The sequence below is a fragment of the Stenotrophomonas maltophilia complex sp. Om-AH-Sm3 genome, assembly GCF_059337855.1.
Map to the genome: position 1 here is coordinate 37,845 of NZ_JBYBLQ010000013.1, position 18,784 is coordinate 56,628.

Sequence of the window (18,784 nt, forward strand, 5' to 3'; positions counted from 1 at the left end):
CGCGTCGGCCACACCCGCGTCCACGGGCGTTCACGTGACGCGGCGAAGCGGGCCGGCGAACGGTTGTCGGGTCAGAGCCCTCTCCTGCGGAGAGGGATCCGACCACGGTTCGCCGGATCAGCCGACGCGGGTGCCGAAGATGCGGTCACCCGCGTCGCCCAGTCCGGGCAGGATGTAGCCCTTGTCGTTGAGCTGGGCATCGATGGCCGCAGTGTAGATTTCCACGTCCGGATGCACGGCCTTCACTGCTTCGATGCCTTCGGGCGCGGCCACCAGGAAGATGCCCTTGATGCGACGGGCGCCGGCGCGCTTGAGCATGTCGATGGTGGCGATCAGCGTGCCGCCGGTGGCCAGCATCGGGTCGAGGATCAGTGCGTCGCGCTCTTCCAGGCGGCCGGTCAGGCGCTCGAAGTAGGGTACCGGCTGCAGGGTTTCTTCATCGCGCTGCAGGCCGACCACGCTGACACGGGCGGCCGGAATCAGCGAAAGCACGCCGCTGAGCATGCCCAGGCCGGCACGCAGGATCGGCACCACGGTAATCTTGGCGCCGGCAATGCGCTGCACCGTCACCGGGCCGGCCCAGCCGGCCAGGGTGTGCGGCTCGGTATCCAGGTCGGCGGTGGCCTCGTAGGCCAGCAGCGTACCCAGCTCGTTGGCCAGTTCGCGGAAATCCTTGGTGCTGAGCGCAGCGTTGCGCATCAGGCCGATCTTGTGCTGCACCAGCGGGTGGCGCACTTCGACGATCTTCATGGTCGGGGAAGGGGAATAGGGAGAGAGGCCGCCATTTTGCCGGATTGGCGGGGCGAAGCCCAAACCGGGCCCGGGGCCGCTGTACATGAAATGTGCAGAGGCATGTCACGGCCATGCAACCTTGCGGACATACCGTGCAGACCCATTCTTAACAGGAATGGGGATTCCCAGTGCATATCAAGACTCCGTTGGCCGTTGCCATCACCCTGACCCTGGCGATGGGGGCTGCCGCCCCGCTGCAGGCCGCCGGGCAGCAGGCGGTAGCCGCCACCGGCGCCGTGGCGGCCGACGCGGTCGACCTGGACCGTATCGAGGTGCGCGCCCAGCTCGAATCGCAGATCCGCGCGGTCGACCTCAAGCGCGGCAGCGACGCCATCGAAGACGCGGTGTCCTCCGATGCCCTGGGCCAGTACCCGGACAAGAACGTGGCCGAGTCGCTGCAGCGCCTGCCGGGCATCAGCGTGACCCGTGACCAGGGCGAGGGCCGTTTCGTGGTCATCCGTGGCCTGGACGCCAATCTCAACAGCGTCAGCGTGGATGGCATCGCCGTGGGCACGCCGGAGGATTCCAGCCGTGCCGCGCCGCTGGACGTGATCCCGTCCGATTCCACCGAACGCCTGCGCGTGGTGAAGTCGCCGACCCCGGACATGCCCGGTGATGCCATCGGCGGTGCCGTGCTGGTGGAATCGGCCTCGGCCTTCGACCGCGACGGTCGCAGCCTGCGTGGCAAGATCGAGGGCAGCCACCAGCAGCTGTCCGGGGAGACCAGCCCGAAGGCGGCCTTCAACTACAGCGAAGTGTTCAACGACACCTTCGGCGTGGCGCTGGGCGTGAACTACCAGAAGCGCCGGTTCGAGTCGGACAACACCGAAGTGGAGTACGACGGCGAGGACGATGCCGCCCCCGGTGACGTGACCGCGATCAACCTGCAGCACCGCAAGTACGAGATCGAGCGCAAGCGCATCGGCGCCAACCTCAACCTCGACTGGCGGCCGGACGAAGACAGCAGGTACTACCTGCGCACGCTGTACAGCCAGTTCGACGATGCGGAGACCCGCCAGCGCGTGATCTTCAACTTCGACGACGCGAAGATGGTCAAGACCGGCACCGACCAGTACCGCCTGGATGGCATGCCGAAGGACTCGATCGACAAGCGCATGCGCTACCGCACCAAGAAGGAAAACACCTTCGCGGCCAGCCTGGGCGGCGAGAACAAGTTGACCAACGCCGTGGTTGATTACCGGATCGGCTACACCCGTACCGAAGAGCGCGTGAACGACGAGATGGAGGCGCGTTTCAAGCTCAACGGCAAGGCGTTCAACGGCAGCCTGGACCAGAGCAGCCGGCTGCCCAGCTACAGCTTCGACAACCCGCAGTGGCTGGACAACAGCAACTACGCGTTCGACCGCTTCGTGCTATCGCCCAAGCAGGTGAACGACAAGGAGCACAGCGCGCAGGTCAACGTGCGCTTCGACGGCGACAGCAGCAGCATCAAGTTCGGTCTGCTGGGCCGCTGGCGCGACCGCGACGTGAATGTGGATGAGCGCGAACTGCGCGTCGGCCCGAAGGTGGCGCTGGCGGGCTGGACCACCTCCTCGCCCGAACATCGCCACGGCAATTTCGGCGACGGCATGGATTCGGCGGCGATGCGTGCCTTCTGGGCGGCCAATGGCAGCCAGTACAGCGCCCGCCCGCAGGACGTCGGCGGCAATGCGATGACGTCGCTGGAAGAGGATTACGTGGCCAGCGAAGACATCTTCGCCAGCTACGCCATGGGTACCTGGGACGTGGGCGCGCTGCGCCTCATCGGCGGCGTGCGCGTGGAGAACACCCGCTTCAAGGCGACCGGCAACCAGGTGGACGTGGCCGCCAACGGCCGCAGCTTCACCCTCACCCCGCGCGTGGCCAACAGCAGCTACACCAACGTGCTGCCGGGCCTGCACCTGCGCTATGACGCGGCTGATGACTGGGTGCTGCGCGCCTCGGCCAACAAGACCGTATCGCGCCCATCCTTCGGCGACGTCTCGCCGCGCGTGGGTTACAGCCGTGGTGACGAGGAAGTGCGCCTGGGTAACCCGGAACTGGATCCGTACGAGTCGAAGAACATCGACCTGTCGGTGGAGAAGTACATCGGCAGCAGCGGCATCGTTTCGCTGGGCCTGTTCCACAAGTCGATCGATGGCTACATCGTCGAAACCGTGCGCACCAATGATCCGGCCTACGGTGGATTCGATGTGACGCAGCCGATCAATGGTCGCAAGGCCACCGTGCGTGGTGCGGAGTTCAACTGGCAGCAGCAGCTGGCCTTCCTGCCGGACGGCCTGGATGGCCTGCTGGTCGGCGCCAGTGGCACCTGGCTGGATACGAAGTTCGATGCCGGCATCAAGGACCGTGCGGGCGAGGACTTCACGCTGCCGCGCGCTTCCAAGCATGTCTACAGCGCACACATCGGCTATGAAAAGTATGGTGTAAGCACGCGCCTGGCGGCCGTGTACCGCAGCGAGTACCTGGACAGCATCGGCAAGGGGCGCGCATTCGACATCTACGTGGCACCCAACACCCAGCTCGATTTCTCGCTTGACTACAAGTTCACCCCGCGCGTGAGCGTGTACTTCGAGGCGCAGAACCTGCTGGACAAGCCGTTGGAGCTGTACCAGGGCACCCGTTCGCGCACCCTGCAGCTGGAAGAGTACGGCCGCACCTATGCGCTGGGCCTGAAGGTGGCGCTGTGATGGGGCGTGGCGTCACTGTCCTGGCCGCCGCGCTGGCGGCTACGCTGGTCGCCGGCTGCACGCCGGCCACCGGCAACGATCCGGTTGCGGGAGCGGCCTCGCCGGCCGCCAGTGGCGAGCGCGAGGTGGCCACCATCGCCGAAGCGTTCCTGTCACCGATGACCCCGGCCGACAACATCGATTCGCCGGCGGCCTGGCGCGCGCCGGACGGCGTACTGTGGCTGATCGCCACTGCCAAGGCCACCGACAAGCTGGTGGTCTACGACGGCAGCACCGGCCAGCACCTGCGTGACGTCGGCAGCAGCGGCACCGCACCGGGGCAGTTCGACCGCCCAAACGGCATCGCGGTGACCGACGACCTGCTGTGGATCGTGGAGCGCGACAATCGCCGCGTGCAGGTACTGCGCCTGCCGGACTTCGCGCCGCTGGCGACGTTCGCGGCGGACGACCTGCGCAAGCCTTACGGGCTGTGGGTCGACCGCCGTGCCGATGGCTACAGCGTCTACGTCACCGACTCCTGGGACAACGGCGAGGATGCACAGGGGCGCGACATCCTGCCGCCGCTGGCCGAGCTGGACAAGCGCGTGCGTCAGTATCACGTGACCCGCAATGGTGAGAAGGTCGACGCGAAGCTGGTGGCCAGCATCGGCGATACCACCGAGACTGGTGCGCTGCGCGTGGTCGAGTCGATCTGGGGCGATCCCGAGAACGACCGCCTGCTGATCGCCGAAGAGGACGAGAGCTACGCCAGCGAGTTCAAGGTCTACACCCTCGCGGGCCGCTTCACCGGCACCACCTTCGGCCGCGACGTGTTCAAGGCACAGGCCGAAGGCGTGGCCCTGCGCACCTGCGGCAAGGATGGCTGGTGGATCACCACCGAACAGGGCAAGCAGCGCAGCGTGTTCCATCTGTTCGACCGGCACACGCTGAAGCCGGTCGGCGCGTTCCAGGGCAATACCGTGGCCAACACCGATGGCATCTGGATGATGCAGCAAGCCAGCACGCGCTTCCCGCACGGTGCGCTGTATGCCGTGCATGACGACCAGGGCGTGGTGGCGTTCGACTGGGAGAGCATCGCCAAGCAACTGGCGTTGCCGCTGGAGTGTGGCGCATGAGCCGGCAGCGCGTGATGCGCACGTTGGCCCTGGGTCTGCTGCTGGCGCTGCCGTCGCTGTCGTTCGCGGCGGCCGAACCGAATACCCAGGTGCCGGCAGGTAGCCGCCACTACGCAGCGACGACGGTGCCGGACCGCATCGTCGCCTCGCCGGCGGTCGATCCCAGCCATGGGTTCGCAGTGGCCTGGCGCACCGATGGCAGCGTGCAGGCGCCGCTGCTGGAGATCGCAATGGCCGCAGATTCGCCGGCCATCGAAGGCATCCGCCAGGTTCGTGCGACGACCCGCGCGCTGCAGACCGAGAACGGCCTGTCGCACCACCATCGTGCAGATATCGATGGCCTGCAGCCGGATACCCAGTACGTCTACCGTGTGCAGGGAAACGGCAGTTGGAGTGCATGGAACCAGCTGCGCACGCTGGCTGCCACCGACCAGCCGCTGACCCTGCTTTACTTCGGCGATACCCAGAACAAGAACGTCAGCCATGTCAGTCGCGTGGTGCGTGCCGCGCAGAAGGCCGCACCGCAGGCACGCATGAGCCTGTTTGCCGGCGACCTGGTCAGCGGCGGCGACAACGTGGATGACAGCGAGTGGGGCGAATGGTTTGCCGCCGTCGGCTGGCTGGCGCAGGAAACGTTCGTGGCGCCGGCCATAGGCAATCATGAGTACTTCGAGGAATTCGAGGACACCCCGCAGGAGCGCCGCGTGCTGGGCCGCCACTGGCCGGTCACGTTCGCGTTGCCGGGCAATGGTGCCAGCGCTGCGCAGCAGAGCAGCTACTGGTTCGATTCGCAGGGCGTGCGCGTGGCCGTGGTAGACGGCACATCGGCACTCGACCTCGGCACCGCTACGGCACAGGCACAATGGCTGGACAAGGTGCTGACCGGCAATCCGCAGCCGTGGACCATCGTGTTGCTGCACCAGCCGTTCTACTCGCCGCGCGAAGGGCGCGAGAACGCCGCGTTGCGTGACGCGCTGTTGCCGGTGGTACGCCGCCACAACGTCGATCTGGTGCTGCAGGGCCACGACCACACCTATGGCCGCCGTGGCGAAGGGCAGGCCGCAACGCCGCAGTACGTGGTGACTGTAGCCGGACCGAAGCAGTACCGCCTGTCCGATGAAGCGCGCAGGACGATGAACCCAGTGGCCGAAGACACCCAGTTGTTCCAGGTGTTGAACATCGACCCGCAGCGCCTGCGTTATGAAGCGCGCACCGTGACCGGACGTCTCTACGATGCCTTCGAACTGCGCCGCGATGCCAAGGGGGGAAAACAGCGCATGGAGCTGACCGAAGGCCGCATCACGCCGCGTGATTGCCCGCGTGCGCAGACTGCCAAGGGCCGCGCCGATCGCTGCTGGGAATGAGGAGATCCAGATGAAAACCGTACGCCGTCTTGTCCCCATGGCTGCCATCGGCGGGGCCCTGCTCCTGCTCGCGACAGCGGTGACCGCTGCCGATACCGTGCTGCATCCGTTCCTGGTGGCCCAACCAAGGGAAGCCCCGCAGGAAGTGAATCTGGCGGTGGAGATTCCAGCCGGCAGCTTCACCAAGTACGAGATCAAGGAAGACGGCCTGGTGCATGTGGACCGCTTCCAGTCGATGCCGGTCGCCTATCCGGCCAACTACGGTTCGATGCCGCGCACGTTGGCTGGCGACAACGATCCGCTGGACGCGCTGGTGCTGACCCGTGAACCCCTGCATCCGGGCGTGATCGTACGCTTCCGGCCGATCGGCTACCTGAAGATGATCGACGGCGGCGAGCATGACGAGAAGATCATCGGCGTACCGACCGACAAGGTTGACCCGACCTACGCCAACATCCGCGACCTGGCCGATCTGCCGGAGATCGAAAGACAGCGCATCGAGGCGTTCTTCCGGGTCTACAAGGACCTGCCGGCCGGGCGCAACCCGGTCCAGCTCAACGGTTGGGGCAACGCCGCCGAGGCGCGGGCGCTGATCAGCGAAGCGATGAACCGCTTCGAAAGGTAGATCCACGCCATGCGTGGATTCAGTCCAGCAACGTCTCGATGAACGATTCGGCCTGCAGGCGGTCGCCCAGTACCCGGGCCACCGCCTGTACGGCTGCCTCCTGGTGTTCAGGACGGATGCCGCCATCGTCATCGTCGTTGTAGAGGTCATCGCCGGCATCGAGGTACACCGTACCCGCTGCAGCCAGAGCCGCCATCAGGGTCGGCACGTCGGCAGTCATTTCGACGGCATCCAGCAGGCCGGCACCGTGATGGCTGAACAGCACACGGCCGTCGTCCAGATCGAGGATGAACGGATCAGCGCTGCGATCGGCAATCACCAGCCAGTTCGAGGGCCAGTCGTTGATCCGTTCGCCGCTGATGCCATGCCATCGATAGCCGGCCTGATGGCTCCACAGGCGTTTCAGCGGCGGTATCCAGACATCAAGGCCGGGAACGGTGATGCCGGCGGTGCCTACCCGGGCATTGATCTCTTCGCCCAGCGGCCCGACCTGCGCGTAGAAGCGTGCCAGTACCGGGGGCAGCGGGAACGGGCCCTGCCAGTCACGCTCGTGCTGGGCGTGCAGCAGCCCGAAGCGGGCGAATGAGGCGTGCAGATCATCCATGTCAGAGTCCAACGGGCAGCGGCCATGCAGCCTAGCAGACGGCGTCTGCGCGCATCGCCTTCACCACCGCTGGCTATCATGGCCGCCTTCCACAACGAAGGCATTGCCTGTGTCGGTAGCGTTGGTATGGTTCCGTCGTGATCTGCGGCTGCAGGACAATCCGGCCCTGCAGGCCGCGCTGGACGCGGGCCACGATGTGGTGCCGGTCTACGTCCACGCGCCGCACGAGGAGGGCGAGTGGGTGCCGGGTGCTGCCTCCGATGCGTGGCGCCACCGTTCACTGACCGCGCTGGATGCGGACCTGCGCGCGCGCGGCTCGTCGCTGGTGCTGCGCAGTGGTGACAGCCTGCCGGCCCTGCAGTTGCTGATCGAGCAGACCGGCGCCGAGGCGGTGTACTGGAACCGCAAGTACGAGCCGGCCACCCAGCCTCGCGACGCTACCATCAAGCGCACGCTGCGCGAGCAGGGCGTCGACGCGCAGAGCTGCAATGGCAGCCTGTTGTTCGAGCCCTGGGACATCGCCACCCAGCAGGGACAGCCGTACAAGGTGTTCACGCCGTACTGGCGCAACGTGCTCAGTCATTGGCGCCTGCCGGCACTGCAGGCCGCACCGGAGGCACTGACGCCGCACGCGGTCGACAGCCTCGCACTTGATGATCTCCAGCTTGCACCGACGCTGGATTGGGATACCGGCTTCTGGGAGTACTGGCAGCCGGGTGAAGCCGGTGCGCTGGAGGCGCTGTCGGTGTTCGAGGACGGCGCCTTGCGCGGTTACCGCGAGCAGCGTGACCTGCCGGACCGCGTGGGCACCTCGCGGCTGTCGCCGCACCTGCATTTCGGCGAAATCGCACCCTGGCGCATCGCGCATGCGCTGGAAAGACTGCGCAGTGCCGGCACCGATGCCGACATCGACGGCTATCTGCGGCAACTGGGCTGGCGTGATTTCGCCTACCACCTGTTGCATCACTTTCCGAAGACGCCCACGGACAACCTCAATCCGCGTTTCGACCGATTCCCCTGGGCGGCACCGACTGCAGCGCAACTGCACGACTGGCAGCGCGGCAACACCGGCGTGCCGATCGTTGATGCCGGACTGCGCGAGCTGTGGCACACCGGCTACATGCATAACCGGGTGCGGATGATCGTGGCCAGCTACCTGTGCAAGCACCTTCGCGCGCACTGGCTGCATGGCGCGCGCTGGTTCTGGGACACCCTCGTCGATGCCGACCTGGCCAACAACACAATGGGCTGGCAATGGGTGGCCGGGACCGGCGCCGATGCCGCGCCGTACTTCCGGGTGTTCAACCCGGTCACCCAGGCCGAGAAGTTCGATCCGCAGGCCCGCTACATCAGCCGCTGGGTGCCCGAGCTGGCGGCACTGCCGGTGAAGGCGCGGTTTGCGCCGTGGCAGCATCCCCTGCTCCTGGCAGCACACGCGCCTGACTACCCACGCACGCCGATGGTGGACCTGGCAGAGGGCCGCGATGCTGCGCTGGCGGCATACCGCCAGTCGGGGGCGGGATAAAGGGTGACGCGAGCGATCCGGTCAGTTAGCTGAACGCGGCCCTGTCGGCGCACCGGATCATCATCCCGACATCGCATTCGGCTGTTTATTCTCTCTGCGCCCGCAAGCCGCCGGCCGACCGGAAACCAAGGAGAACCTCATGATCCGCAACACCACCCGCAACGTCGCACTGGCCCTGATGAGTGCGGCCGTCCTGTCGGCCTGCGCCACCGGCGGCTCCTATGTGCAGAGTGACCAGTACGGCAACCCGACCGAACAGCAGAACCGGACCGGCCGCAACGCACTGATCGGTACCGCCATCGGCGTGGCGGCCGGCCTGCTGACCGGCGACAGTGCTACCGAGCGGCGCCAGCACGCGCTGATCGGTGCCGGTATCGGCGCACTCAGCGGTGCCGCCGTCGGCCAGTACCAGGATCGCCAGGAACGTGCACTGCGCGAGCGCACCGCCAACACCGGCATCGATGTGCAGCGCCAGGGCGACAACATCATGCTGAACCTGCCGGACGGCATCACCTTCGACTTCGGCAAGGCGACCCTGAAGCCGCAGTTCTATGGCTCGCTCAACGGCGTGGCCGGTACGCTGCGTGAGTACAACCAGACCATGATCGAGGTGGTTGGCCACACCGACAGCATCGGCAGCGACGCGGTCAACAATCGCCTGTCGAAGGAACGCGCCGACTCGGTCGCGCAGTACCTGATCGGCCAGGGCGTGCAGAGCGTGCGTATCGAAACGCTGGGCGCCGGCAAGGCGTACCCGATTGCCGACAACAGCACCGATGCCGGCCGCGCCAAGAACCGCCGCGTCGAGATTCGCGTGATTCCGCTCAAGCAATAACGCGTAGCGTTACTGCTTGAGCCGGTCCGGCCATCGGCCGGAGCGAAAATGCCGCCCTTGCAGGCGGCATTTTTGTGGGTGCCGAGCGTTGCTCGGCACACCGACAGCGCATGCAGAGTCGAGCCGCGCTCGACTCCCTCTGTAAGCCATGCCGACCAAGGTCGGCATCTACCAGGAGATGGATAGGCGCTCTTGCTGCAGGTTACGCCGCCGAAGCGGCCACCTTCTCCAGGATCCGCTTGCCACTGTTCTCCAGCGCGGCATCTTCCTGTGCCTTCTGCTGCTGTGCCAGCTTCGCGCCGGGGCACTGCGCCAGCATGTAGTTGGCATCGAAGTTGAGCTTCTCGACCAGGAAGTCGACAAACGCACGCACCTTCGGCGAGACCAGGCGGCCGCCGGCGAACACGGCATTGAAGTCCACTTCCGGGCCGGTCCAGCCGGCCAGCACGCGGCGCACCATGCCCGATTCGACGAACGGCTTGGCCATCACATCACCGGTCAGCAGCAGGCCTTCGCCACAGACCAATGCACCATTCAACGCAGACATGTCGTTGGCGGTCATCAGCGGGGTGACCGGGAAATCGCGCAGCTCGCCGCCGTTCTCGCCCAGCTGCCAGGTGAAGCGCGGCGAATTGCCGGTGTGGTACGGCTTGCGCATTGCCAGGATGCGATGGAACTGCAGCTCTTCCGGATGCAGCGGTTCGCCATAGCGCTCAATGTAGGCCGGACTGGCGAACACCTGCGTGCGCAGGCTGCCCAGCTTGCGCGCGACCAGATTGGAATCGGGCAGGGCACCCACGCGCAGCGCCAGGTCCGCTTCACCGGCGATCAGGTCCAGCTTCTCGTTACCCATGTGCATGTCCAGGCGGATCTCTGGATACTGCGCATGGAACTGGCCCAGCAGCGGCGCAATCCAGGTGATGCCGATCGAGTAGGGCACAGTGAAGCGCAGCCAGCCGCGCGGGCCGGACTGCAGCTGGCTCACCGCGCTTTCGGCCTCTTCAAGCTCGCGTGCGATGCGCTGGCAATGTTCGTGATAGATCGAACCGGCTTCGGTCAGGCCGAGGCGGCGCGTGGTCCGGTGCAGCAGGCGCGCGCCCAGGCGCGTTTCCAGCTCCTGCACTTTGCGGCTGACCGTGGTCTTGGGCAGGCCGAGCGATTTGGCAGCGGCAATGAAGCTGCCTTGCTCGACCACTTTGACGAAGATCAGCGTCTCGTTGAGATCGTGGGACATGGTCGGGGATCCTGGACGTCGGGGATGGGACAATCGTGACAGAACGATTGGACCGGGAGCGGGATGATTATTCCCCTTAATCAGGACTAATCAAGTAAAGGTTTGAGGTCTATCGTGGCGCCATTCGTTAATTGGAGCCCGTCCGCCATGAGCCTGCGCAACATTCTTGCTCGACTCCGGAACGCCGGCCAGAACACCCTGGACCTGGCGATGACCGTCGAAGCCCGTCCGAGTTCCTTGGTACACAAGGACTTTCGTGAGTTTACCGCGCCCATGCGTCAGCAGCGTGGCGGTGCCATCCGCCTGGTCCCGCACAAGGGCGACCGCCTGCGTCGAATCGGGACTATCCCGGATTTGGGAGGAAATGTCCCGTGAATGGGATACTGACGCCCGAAGTCCTGGTCCTTGGCGGTACCGGTGCCGTCGGCCAGGGCGTGGTCGGCGCGTTGCTGGAAGCCGGCAGCCCGGTGCTGGTGGTTGGCCGCGATCCGGGCCGGCTGGCCGCGCTGCATGAGCAGTTCGCGGATGAGCCCGGACTGGAGACGCTGCTGGGTTCGCTCAGCGATGACGGCTCGGCACGCGCGCTGGCCGAACGCATCGCGCAGCGCCCGCGTCCGTTGGCCGCCGTGATCGCGGCCATGGGTGGCCCCTACCGTCGCGGCCGGGTGATCGACCGCAACGGCGATGAGCTGCTGGGCGCGATGCAGGCCGACCTGATGCCGCACGTGCACGCCGTGCGCCACCTGCTGCCGCTGCTGCAGGACAACGTGCATGCGCGCCGCTACGTGATGATCGGCAGCCCGGCCAACGCCAAGCCCTGGGCGGGCTACGGCGAGACCTCGATCACCACCGCCGCACTGCGCATGTACGCGCAGGTGGTGCACCAGGAAGCGCAGGCGCTGGGCGTGCGCGCGCAGATGCTGGAAGTCTGCAGCCCGGTGTGTACCCCGGCCAACGCGGCCAATGCCTGCATCGAGTGGCCCAGCTCGTTGCTGGTCGGTCGTCGTGTGGTCTCCCTGCTTGACGGGTGCCGCGACAACCGCGCCATCGTCCGCTGCGACAGCAGCGATGCCGAATTGCCGCGTGGCCTGCTGCACCTGGAAGTTCCTCCGCTGTGGCGCGACACCGCAGGCATCGCTTGACCTCGACCATGGTTGAGGTCGCAGTATTCGCCGCCGATTTTTGCAACACGTTCTCATATCGCTGTACCACCCCTCCGTACGGATGCATGCCATGACTTCCCCCAATACCACCCCACATCGTTTCGGCCATCGCATTGCGATGGCCGGCGTGTCGATCCTCGCTGCGGCCGTGCTTGCAGCCTGCAGCGGCGGCCATGCCGAAGAAGGCGGTGCACCGCCGCCGCCGCAGGTCAGCGCCGCGCCGGTACTGGTCAAGCAGGTCAGCCAGTGGGACGAGTTCAGTGGCCGCGTCGAAGCGGTGCAGAGCGTTGAACTGCGTCCGCGCGTGTCCGGTTACATCGACAAGGTCAACTACGTCGAAGGCCAGGAAGTGAAGAAGGGCGAAGTGCTCTTCACCATCGACGCGCGCAGTTACCAGGCCGAGTACGATCGGGCGGCCGCCGAACTGGCCCGCGCCCGTACCCAGGCCACGCTGGCCCGCAGCGAGTCCGAGCGCGCCAAGCGGCTGTCCGAGCAGCAGGCGATCTCCACCGAGACCGCCGAGCAGCGCCGTGCGGCTGCCGACCAGTCCGGCGCCGCCGTGCAGGCCGCGCAGGCAGCATTGGATGCAGCCCGCCTCAATCTTGAGTTCACCAAGGTACGGGCACCGATCGACGGCCGTGCCGGCCGCGCGATGGTCACCGCCGGCAACCTGGTCACCGCCGGCGACAGCGCCAGCGTGCTGACCACGCTGGTCTCGCTGGACACGGTGTTCGTCTACTTCGATGCTGACGAAAGCACCTTCCTGCGCTACGCCCAGATGGCACGCAAGGGCGAGCGCCCGAGCGAGCGTGACAGCGCGCTGCCGGTGAAGGTCGGCCTGTCCGGTGAAGAAGGCTACCCGCACACGGGCAAGGTCGACTTCCTCGACAACCAGGTGGCCCGCAGTACCGGGACCATCCGCGTCCGTGCGCTGCTGGACAACGCCGATCGCCAGTTCACGCCGGGCCTGTTCGCCCGCGTGCAGCTGCTTGGCAGCGGCCAGTTCCAGGCGCTGCTGATCGACGACAAGGCCGTGCTGACCGACCAGGACCGCAAGTACGTCTACGTGGTCGACAAGGATGGCAAGGCCCAGCGCCGCGACATCCAGCTTGGCCGCACCGCTGAAGGCCTGCGTATCGTCGAGCACGGCCTGGCGGCAGGAGACAAGGTGATCATCGACGGCGTGCAGAAGGTCTTCATGCCGGGCATGCCGGTGCAGGCCAAGGCCGTGGCAATGCAGCCGCAGGCCGTGCCGGCACCGGGCCGCGATGCCACCGCCGCACTGAACCACTGATCCGCCGTCTCCTGATCCGCGTCCCCGCTTAGCTGCCGGCGCCAGCGGCAGCCTTCCCTGCCTTCGTCGTATCGACGAGGGGCAGGGTGGCTGTTGCCCGCCGAATGCCTTTCCCAGGAATTCCTCCATGGACTTTTCCCGTTTCTTCATCGACAGGCCGATCTTCGCGGCGGTGCTGTCGATCGTGATCTTCGCCGCAGGCCTGATCACGATTCCAATCCTGCCGATCAGCGAGTACCCCGAAGTGGTGCCGCCGTCGGTGGTCGTGCGCACGGTCTATCCGGGCGCCAACCCCAAGGTCATTGCCGAGACCGTCGCCACACCGCTCGAAGAGGCCATCAACGGCGTCGAAGGCATGATGTACCTGAAGTCGGTGGCCGGCTCGGACGGCGTGCTGCAGATGACCGTCACCTTCCGCCCGGGCACCGACCCGGACGCGGCGGCGGTGAAGGTGCAGAACCGCGTGGCGCAGGCGCAGGCGCGGCTGCCCGAGGACGTGCGCCGGCAGGGCGTGACCACGCAGAAGCAGTCGCCGACCTTCCTGATGGTGGTGCACCTGACCTCGCCGCAAGGCAAGTACGACACCCTGTACCTGCGCAACTACGCGCGCCTGCACGTCAAGGATGCGCTGGCGCGTATTCCGGGCGTCGGTGATGCGCAGATCTTCGGTGGCGGCGACTACGCCATGCGTGCCTGGCTGGACCCGGACAAGGTGGCTTCGCGCGGCCTGACCGCCAGCGACGTGGTGCGCGCCATGCGCGAGCAGAACGTGCAGGTTTCGGCCGGCCAGCTCGGCGCCGAACCGCTGCCGGATAGCAAGTTCCTGACCCTGATCAATGCCCAGGGCCGGCTGAAGACCGAAAAGGAATTCGGCGACATCGTGCTCAAGAGCGGCACCGATGGCGAGATCGTGCGCCTGTCCGACGTGGCCCGCCTGGAACTGGGTGCGGGCGACTACACCCTGCGCTCGCAGCTGGACGGCAAGAACGCGGTGGGTATCGGTATCTTCCAGTCGCCGGGTGCCAACGCGCTGGAAATCCGCGATCAGGTCATCTCGACGATGGACGAGATGCAGAAGACCATGCCGGCCGATGTGAAGTACGAAGCGGTGTATGACACCACCATCTTCGTGCGCGACTCGATCAAGGCCGTGGTCTCCACGCTGCTGGAAGCGATCGCCCTGGTGGTGCTGGTCGTGATCCTGTTCCTGCAGACCTGGCGTGCGTCGATCATTCCGTTGATCGCGGTGCCGGTGTCGGTGGTGGGTACGTTCGCCGCGCTGTACCTGCTGGGCTTCTCGATCAATACGCTGAGCCTGTTCGGCCTGGTGCTGGCGATCGGCATCGTGGTCGACGACGCGATCGTGGTGGTGGAGAACGTCGAGCGCAACATCGAGGAAGGCCTGTCGCCCACCGCCGCGGCACACCAGGCCATGCGCGAGGTGTCCGGCCCGATCGTGGCGATCGCGCTGGTGCTGTGTGCCGTGTTCGTGCCGATGGCGTTCCTGTCCGGTGTCACCGGCCAGTTCTACAAGCAGTTCGCGGTCACCATCGCCATTTCCACGGTGATCTCGGCGATCAACTCGCTGACCCTGTCGCCGGCCCTGGCCGCGCGCCTGCTGAAGGCTCACGGCGCTCCGAAGGACGGCCCGAGCCGCCTGATCGACCGCCTGTTCGGCTGGGTGTTCCGTCCGTTCAACCGCTTCTTCAAGTCCAGCTCGGAGAAATACGAGCGTGGCGTGGCCCGCATCCTCGGCCGCCGCGGGGCGGTGTTCGTGGTCTACGCGATCCTGCTGGTCGGTACCGGCGTGATCTTCAAGCTGGTGCCGCCGGGCTTCATTCCGACCCAGGACAAGCTGTATCTGATCGCCGGTGTGAAGCTGCCGGAAGGTTCGTCGATCGCCCGCACCGATGAAATGCTGCGCAAGGTCGCCAAGATCGCCCAGGAAACCGATGGCGTCGCTCACACCATCTCGTTCCCCGGTCTGAACGCGCTGCAGTTCACCAATACGCCGAACACCGGTGTGGCGTTCATCCCGCTCAAGCCGTTCGCCGAGCGCCATGGCCGCACCGCGGCGCAGATCAATGCCGAGATCAACCAGAAGATTGCCGGCCTGCAGGAAGGCTTCGCGTTCGCGATGATGCCGCCGCCGATCCTCGGCCTGGGCAATGGCAATGGCTACCAGATGTTCATCGAGGACCGTGGCAACCTGGGTTACGGCGCGCTGCAGAATGCGGTGCAGGCCATGCAGGGCACCGTCGCGCAGACCCCGGGCATGGCCTTCCCGATTTCCAGCTACCAGGCCAACGTGCCGCAGCTCGATGCCGAGGTGGACCGCGTCAAGGCCAAGGCACAGGGCGTGCAGCTCACCGAGCTGTTCGACACGTTGCAGACCTACCTGGGTTCGGCCTACGTCAACGACTTCAACCAGTTCGGCCGCACCTGGCAGGTGATCGCCCAGGCCGATGGTCCGTACCGCGAGACGGTCGAGGACATCGGCAAGCTGCGTACCCGCAACGACCGCGGCGAGATGGTGCCGATCGGTTCGATGGTCACCATCAAGCAGACCTTCGGCCCGGACCCGGTGCTGCGCTTCAATGGCTATCCGGCGGCTGACCTGGCCGGTGAAGCCGACCCGCGCCTGCTATCCTCCGCCGAGGCGATGAACAAGCTGACCGAGATCGCCGGCAAGGTGCTGCCGGTGGGCATGACCACCGAATGGACCGACCTGAGCTACCAGCAGGCAACCCAGGGCAAGGCCGCCTTCATCGTGTTCCCGGTGGCGATCATGCTGGCCTTCCTGGTGCTGGCCGCGCTGTACGAGAGCTGGTCGCTGCCGCTGGCGGTGATCCTGATCGTGCCGATGACCCTGCTGTCCGCGCTGTTCGGCGTGTGGTTGACCGGTGGTGACAACAACGTGTTCGTGCAGGTCGGCCTGGTGGTGCTGATGGGCCTGGCGTGCAAGAACGCGATCCTGATCGTCGAGTTCGCCCGAGAGCTGGAGATGGGCGGCAAGGGCATCGTTGAAGCGGCATTGGAAGCCTGCCGCCTGCGTCTGCGCCCGATCGTGATGACCTCCATCGCGTTCATCGCCGGCACCGTGCCGCTGGTGTTGTCGCACGGTGCAGGCGCCGAAGTGCGCTCGGTGACCGGTATCACCGTGTTCGCCGGCATGCTGGGCGTGACCCTGTTCGGCCTGTTCCTTACCCCGGTGTTCTACGTGGCCCTGCGCAAGTTCGTCACCCGCAACGGTGGTGGACAGCTGGTGCAGCACGGCGAGCCGACCATCCACCACTGATATGGAACCCCGTCGCCGCCGGTCATTGGCCGGTGGCGGCTTTCCCCTCACAAGGCATGCATCCATGAACACCCATCAGAACAAGATCGCGCTGGTCACCGGCGCCACCCGTGGCATCGGCCTGGAAACTGTGCGCCAGCTGGCCCAGGCTGGCGTGCACACGCTGCTGGCCGGTCGCAAGCGTGAGACCGCCGTGGAGCTGGCACTGAAGCTGCAGGCTGAAGGCCTGCCGGTCGAAGCCCTGCAACTGGACGTGACCGACGCGGCCAGCATCGCCGAAGCGGTCGAGCAGGTGCGCCAGCGCCATGGTCGTCTCGACATCCTGGTCAACAACGCCGGCATCATGATCGAGAACCCGGCGCAGGCACCGTCGGAACAGTCACTCGATACCTGGAAGCGCACTTTCGACACCAACGTGTATGCGCTGGTGGCGGTCACCCAGGCCTTCCTGCCGCTGGTCAAGCAGGCCAAGTCCGGGCGCATCGTCAATGTGTCCAGCATGCTCGGCTCGCAGACCCTGCACGCGGATCCCTCGTCGGGCATCTACGACTTCAAGATTCCGGCCTACAACGCGTCCAAGGCCGCAGTGAACAGCTGGACCCTGAGCCTGGCCTACGAACTGCGCAATACCCCGATCAAGGTCAACACCGTGCATCCGGGTTACGTGAAGACCGACATGAACGGCGGCAACGGCGAAATCGAAATCAGCGAAGGCGCACGTTCCAGCGTGGAAATGGCGTTGATCGGTGAATCCGGCGCCAGCGGCAGCTTCACCTACCTGGGCGAGGTGCTGCCATGGTGATCCGCACGTTGGCGGTGGCCGTCTCCAGCCTGGTGCTGGCAGGCTGTGTCAGCGTCGGCCCCAACTACAAGGCGCCGATGCAGGAGCCGGTGGTCCTCCAGAGCGCACAGCAGCCGGTGTTCAGTACCGCTTCGCCGGTCGCCAGCTGGTGGGCGCAGTTCGATGATCCGGTGCTGGAACAGCTGGTGCACGGCGCACTGTCGGACAACCTGGACCTTCGCGTGGCCGTGGCCCGCGTCAGCCAGGCCCGCGCGGTGTTCGTGGAAAGCCGCCTCGACCAGGCTCCGCACGTCACCGCTGGCGGCAGCTATGACCGCCGCAAGCAACCCGATCCGCAGCTGGGTGGGCAGCGGGTGTTCAGTGAAAGCTACCAGCTCGGCTTCGACGCCGGCTGGGAGCTGGATCTGTTCGGCCGCAAGCGCCGTGCTGCTGAAGCCGCACGCGCCGACCTCGGTGCCGAGCAGGCCAACCTGGCCGATGCGCAGGTCCTGATCGCCGCTGAAGTGGCACGCAACTACTTCGAGCTGCGTGGTACGCAGAAGCGCATCGCGGTGGCCCAGCACACGCTGGAAAACCTGCGCGATACGCAGAAGCTGACCGAGGCGCGCTGGCAGCTGGGCGCCGGCAGCGAGCTGGATGTGCAGAGTAGCCGTGCCCGCCTGAAGGCGATCGAGGCGGACATCCCGTTGCTGGAAGTGGCCAAGGCGCAGTCGCGCAACCGGCTGGCCGTGCTGCTCGGCCAGCGCCCGGAAGTGCTGACTGACATGCTCGCGCCGCGCGACGTACCGGCCTTCGCCAAGGCACTGCCGCTGGGCGATACCCGCGAACTGCTGCGCCAGCGTGCCGACGTGCGCGTGGCCGAGCGTCGACTGGCGGCTGCGACCGCACGCGTGGGCGTGGCCACGGCGGACCTGTTCCCGCGGTTGTCGCTGTCCGGCTTCGTCGGGTTCCTCGGCGGCGATGCCAGCGGCCTGGTCAATGGCAGCAACAAGGCCTGGTCGCTGACCCCGTCGCTGAGCTGGGCGGCATTCGACTTCGGCACCGTGCGTGCACGCCTGCGCGCCAGCAAGGCTGAAGCCGAAGGCGTGGCCGCGCAGTATGAGCAGGCGGTACTGCTGGCCCTGGAAGACACCGAGAACGCGCTGACCCGCTATTCCAAGCAGCAGGCACGGTTGGCGATCGTGGTCGAGCAGGCGCAGGCGGCACGGCGTGCCGAATCGCTGGCGCAGATTCGCTATCGCGAGGGCTCGGAGGACTTCCTGACCCTGCTGGATGCGCAGCGCACGCAGCTGGCAGCCGATGATGCGTTGGCGGCGGCCGAGTCCGAGGTCAACGTCAGCGTGGTGGGCGTGTACAAGGCGCTGGGCGGCTGGGGGCAATCACCGCAGCAACCGAGCGTGGCGCAGGTGCAATGACTCCAGGGGGGACGGAGGCCGTGGCTTC

15 protein-coding genes are annotated in these 18,784 nt (G+C 66.3%); 12 read left to right on the plus strand and 3 right to left on the minus strand.

Features of this window, described 5'->3' with window-relative positions; translation table 11 throughout:
* Positions 1–117 precede the first annotated feature (117 nt).
* The gene (upp, locus tag AC10QF_RS15415; RefSeq protein ID WP_005416149.1) at positions 118–750 is read right to left on the minus strand and encodes a uracil phosphoribosyltransferase; all 633 of its coding nucleotides are present in this window, start codon (positions 748–750) and stop codon (positions 118–120) included.
* 218 nt (positions 751–968) lie between these two features.
* Between upp and AC10QF_RS15420 the strand changes: the two genes are divergently transcribed.
* From AC10QF_RS15420 to AC10QF_RS15435, 4 genes are read left to right on the plus strand one after another with little or no spacing between them, the layout of a single operon-like run.
* Positions 969–3,482: a TonB-dependent receptor gene (locus AC10QF_RS15420; RefSeq protein WP_494542486.1), complete on the plus strand. Its 2,514-nt coding sequence runs from the start codon at positions 969–971 to the stop codon at positions 3,480–3,482.
* Entirely contained in the window at positions 3,482–4,597 is a 1,116-nt protein-coding gene (locus AC10QF_RS15425; protein ID WP_494542469.1) for a phytase, read from the plus strand. Before AC10QF_RS15420 ends, AC10QF_RS15425 begins: the two co-directional genes overlap by 1 nt.
* 14 nt (positions 4,598–4,611) lie before the next feature.
* The gene (locus tag AC10QF_RS15430) at positions 4,612–5,961 is read left to right on the plus strand and encodes a purple acid phosphatase family protein (protein WP_494542487.1); all 1,350 of its coding nucleotides are present in this window, start codon (positions 4,612–4,614) and stop codon (positions 5,959–5,961) included.
* Between the two features lie 10 nt (positions 5,962–5,971).
* Complete coding sequence (locus AC10QF_RS15435; RefSeq protein WP_069137875.1) at positions 5,972–6,586, plus strand: inorganic diphosphatase; 615 nt, start codon at positions 5,972–5,974, stop codon at positions 6,584–6,586.
* Between the two features lie 19 nt (positions 6,587–6,605).
* Here the strand turns inward: AC10QF_RS15435 and AC10QF_RS15440 are convergent, their stop codons facing one another.
* On the minus strand, positions 6,606–7,190 hold the full coding sequence (locus tag AC10QF_RS15440) for an SMI1/KNR4 family protein (RefSeq protein ID WP_005416154.1): 585 nt from the start codon (positions 7,188–7,190) through the stop codon (positions 6,606–6,608).
* 109 nt (positions 7,191–7,299) lie between these two features.
* Here AC10QF_RS15440 and AC10QF_RS15445 point away from each other — a divergent pair, with 109 nt between their 5' ends.
* Positions 7,300–8,715: an FAD-binding domain-containing protein gene (locus tag AC10QF_RS15445; protein WP_188248731.1), complete on the plus strand. Its 1,416-nt coding sequence runs from the start codon at positions 7,300–7,302 to the stop codon at positions 8,713–8,715.
* 139 nt (positions 8,716–8,854) lie between these two features.
* Positions 8,855–9,550, plus strand: coding sequence for a YiaD family glycine zipper/OmpA-like lipoprotein (locus AC10QF_RS15450; protein WP_005416156.1), 696 nt, complete (start codon positions 8,855–8,857; stop codon positions 9,548–9,550).
* A 202-nt stretch (positions 9,551–9,752) separates the two neighbouring features.
* Here the strand turns inward: AC10QF_RS15450 and AC10QF_RS15455 are convergent, their stop codons facing one another.
* Positions 9,753–10,784, minus strand: a complete 1,032-nt coding sequence (locus AC10QF_RS15455; RefSeq protein ID WP_061477953.1) for a LysR family transcriptional regulator — start codon at positions 10,782–10,784, stop codon at positions 9,753–9,755.
* Positions 10,785–10,931: 147 nt separating this feature from the next.
* Here AC10QF_RS15455 and AC10QF_RS15460 point away from each other — a divergent pair, with 147 nt between their 5' ends.
* The 6 genes from AC10QF_RS15460 to AC10QF_RS15485 all read left to right on the plus strand — a co-directional run bounded on the left by AC10QF_RS15460 (position 10,932) and on the right by AC10QF_RS15485 (position 18,756).
* The gene (locus AC10QF_RS15460; protein ID WP_049414419.1) at positions 10,932–11,159 is read left to right on the plus strand and encodes a hypothetical protein; all 228 of its coding nucleotides are present in this window, start codon (positions 10,932–10,934) and stop codon (positions 11,157–11,159) included.
* Complete coding sequence (locus AC10QF_RS15465; protein ID WP_053499154.1) at positions 11,156–11,926, plus strand: SDR family NAD(P)-dependent oxidoreductase; 771 nt, start codon at positions 11,156–11,158, stop codon at positions 11,924–11,926. The genes AC10QF_RS15460 and AC10QF_RS15465 overlap by 4 nt, the downstream gene beginning before the upstream one ends.
* Positions 11,927–12,017: 91 nt before the next feature.
* Complete coding sequence (locus AC10QF_RS15470; RefSeq protein ID WP_262221490.1) at positions 12,018–13,241, plus strand: efflux RND transporter periplasmic adaptor subunit; 1,224 nt, start codon at positions 12,018–12,020, stop codon at positions 13,239–13,241.
* Positions 13,242–13,368: 127 nt separating this feature from the next.
* The gene (locus tag AC10QF_RS15475; RefSeq protein ID WP_019338348.1) at positions 13,369–16,539 is read left to right on the plus strand and encodes an efflux RND transporter permease subunit; all 3,171 of its coding nucleotides are present in this window, start codon (positions 13,369–13,371) and stop codon (positions 16,537–16,539) included.
* A gap of 64 nt (positions 16,540–16,603) precedes the next feature.
* Complete coding sequence (locus AC10QF_RS15480; protein WP_033833092.1) at positions 16,604–17,341, plus strand: SDR family oxidoreductase; 738 nt, start codon at positions 16,604–16,606, stop codon at positions 17,339–17,341.
* Positions 17,335–18,756 carry an efflux transporter outer membrane subunit gene (locus tag AC10QF_RS15485; protein WP_494542470.1) on the plus strand — a complete coding sequence of 474 codons (1,422 nt, stop codon included), beginning with the start codon at positions 17,335–17,337 and terminating at the stop codon, positions 18,754–18,756. Before AC10QF_RS15480 ends, AC10QF_RS15485 begins: the two co-directional genes overlap by 7 nt.
* The last annotated feature ends 28 nt before the right edge of the window (positions 18,757–18,784 follow it).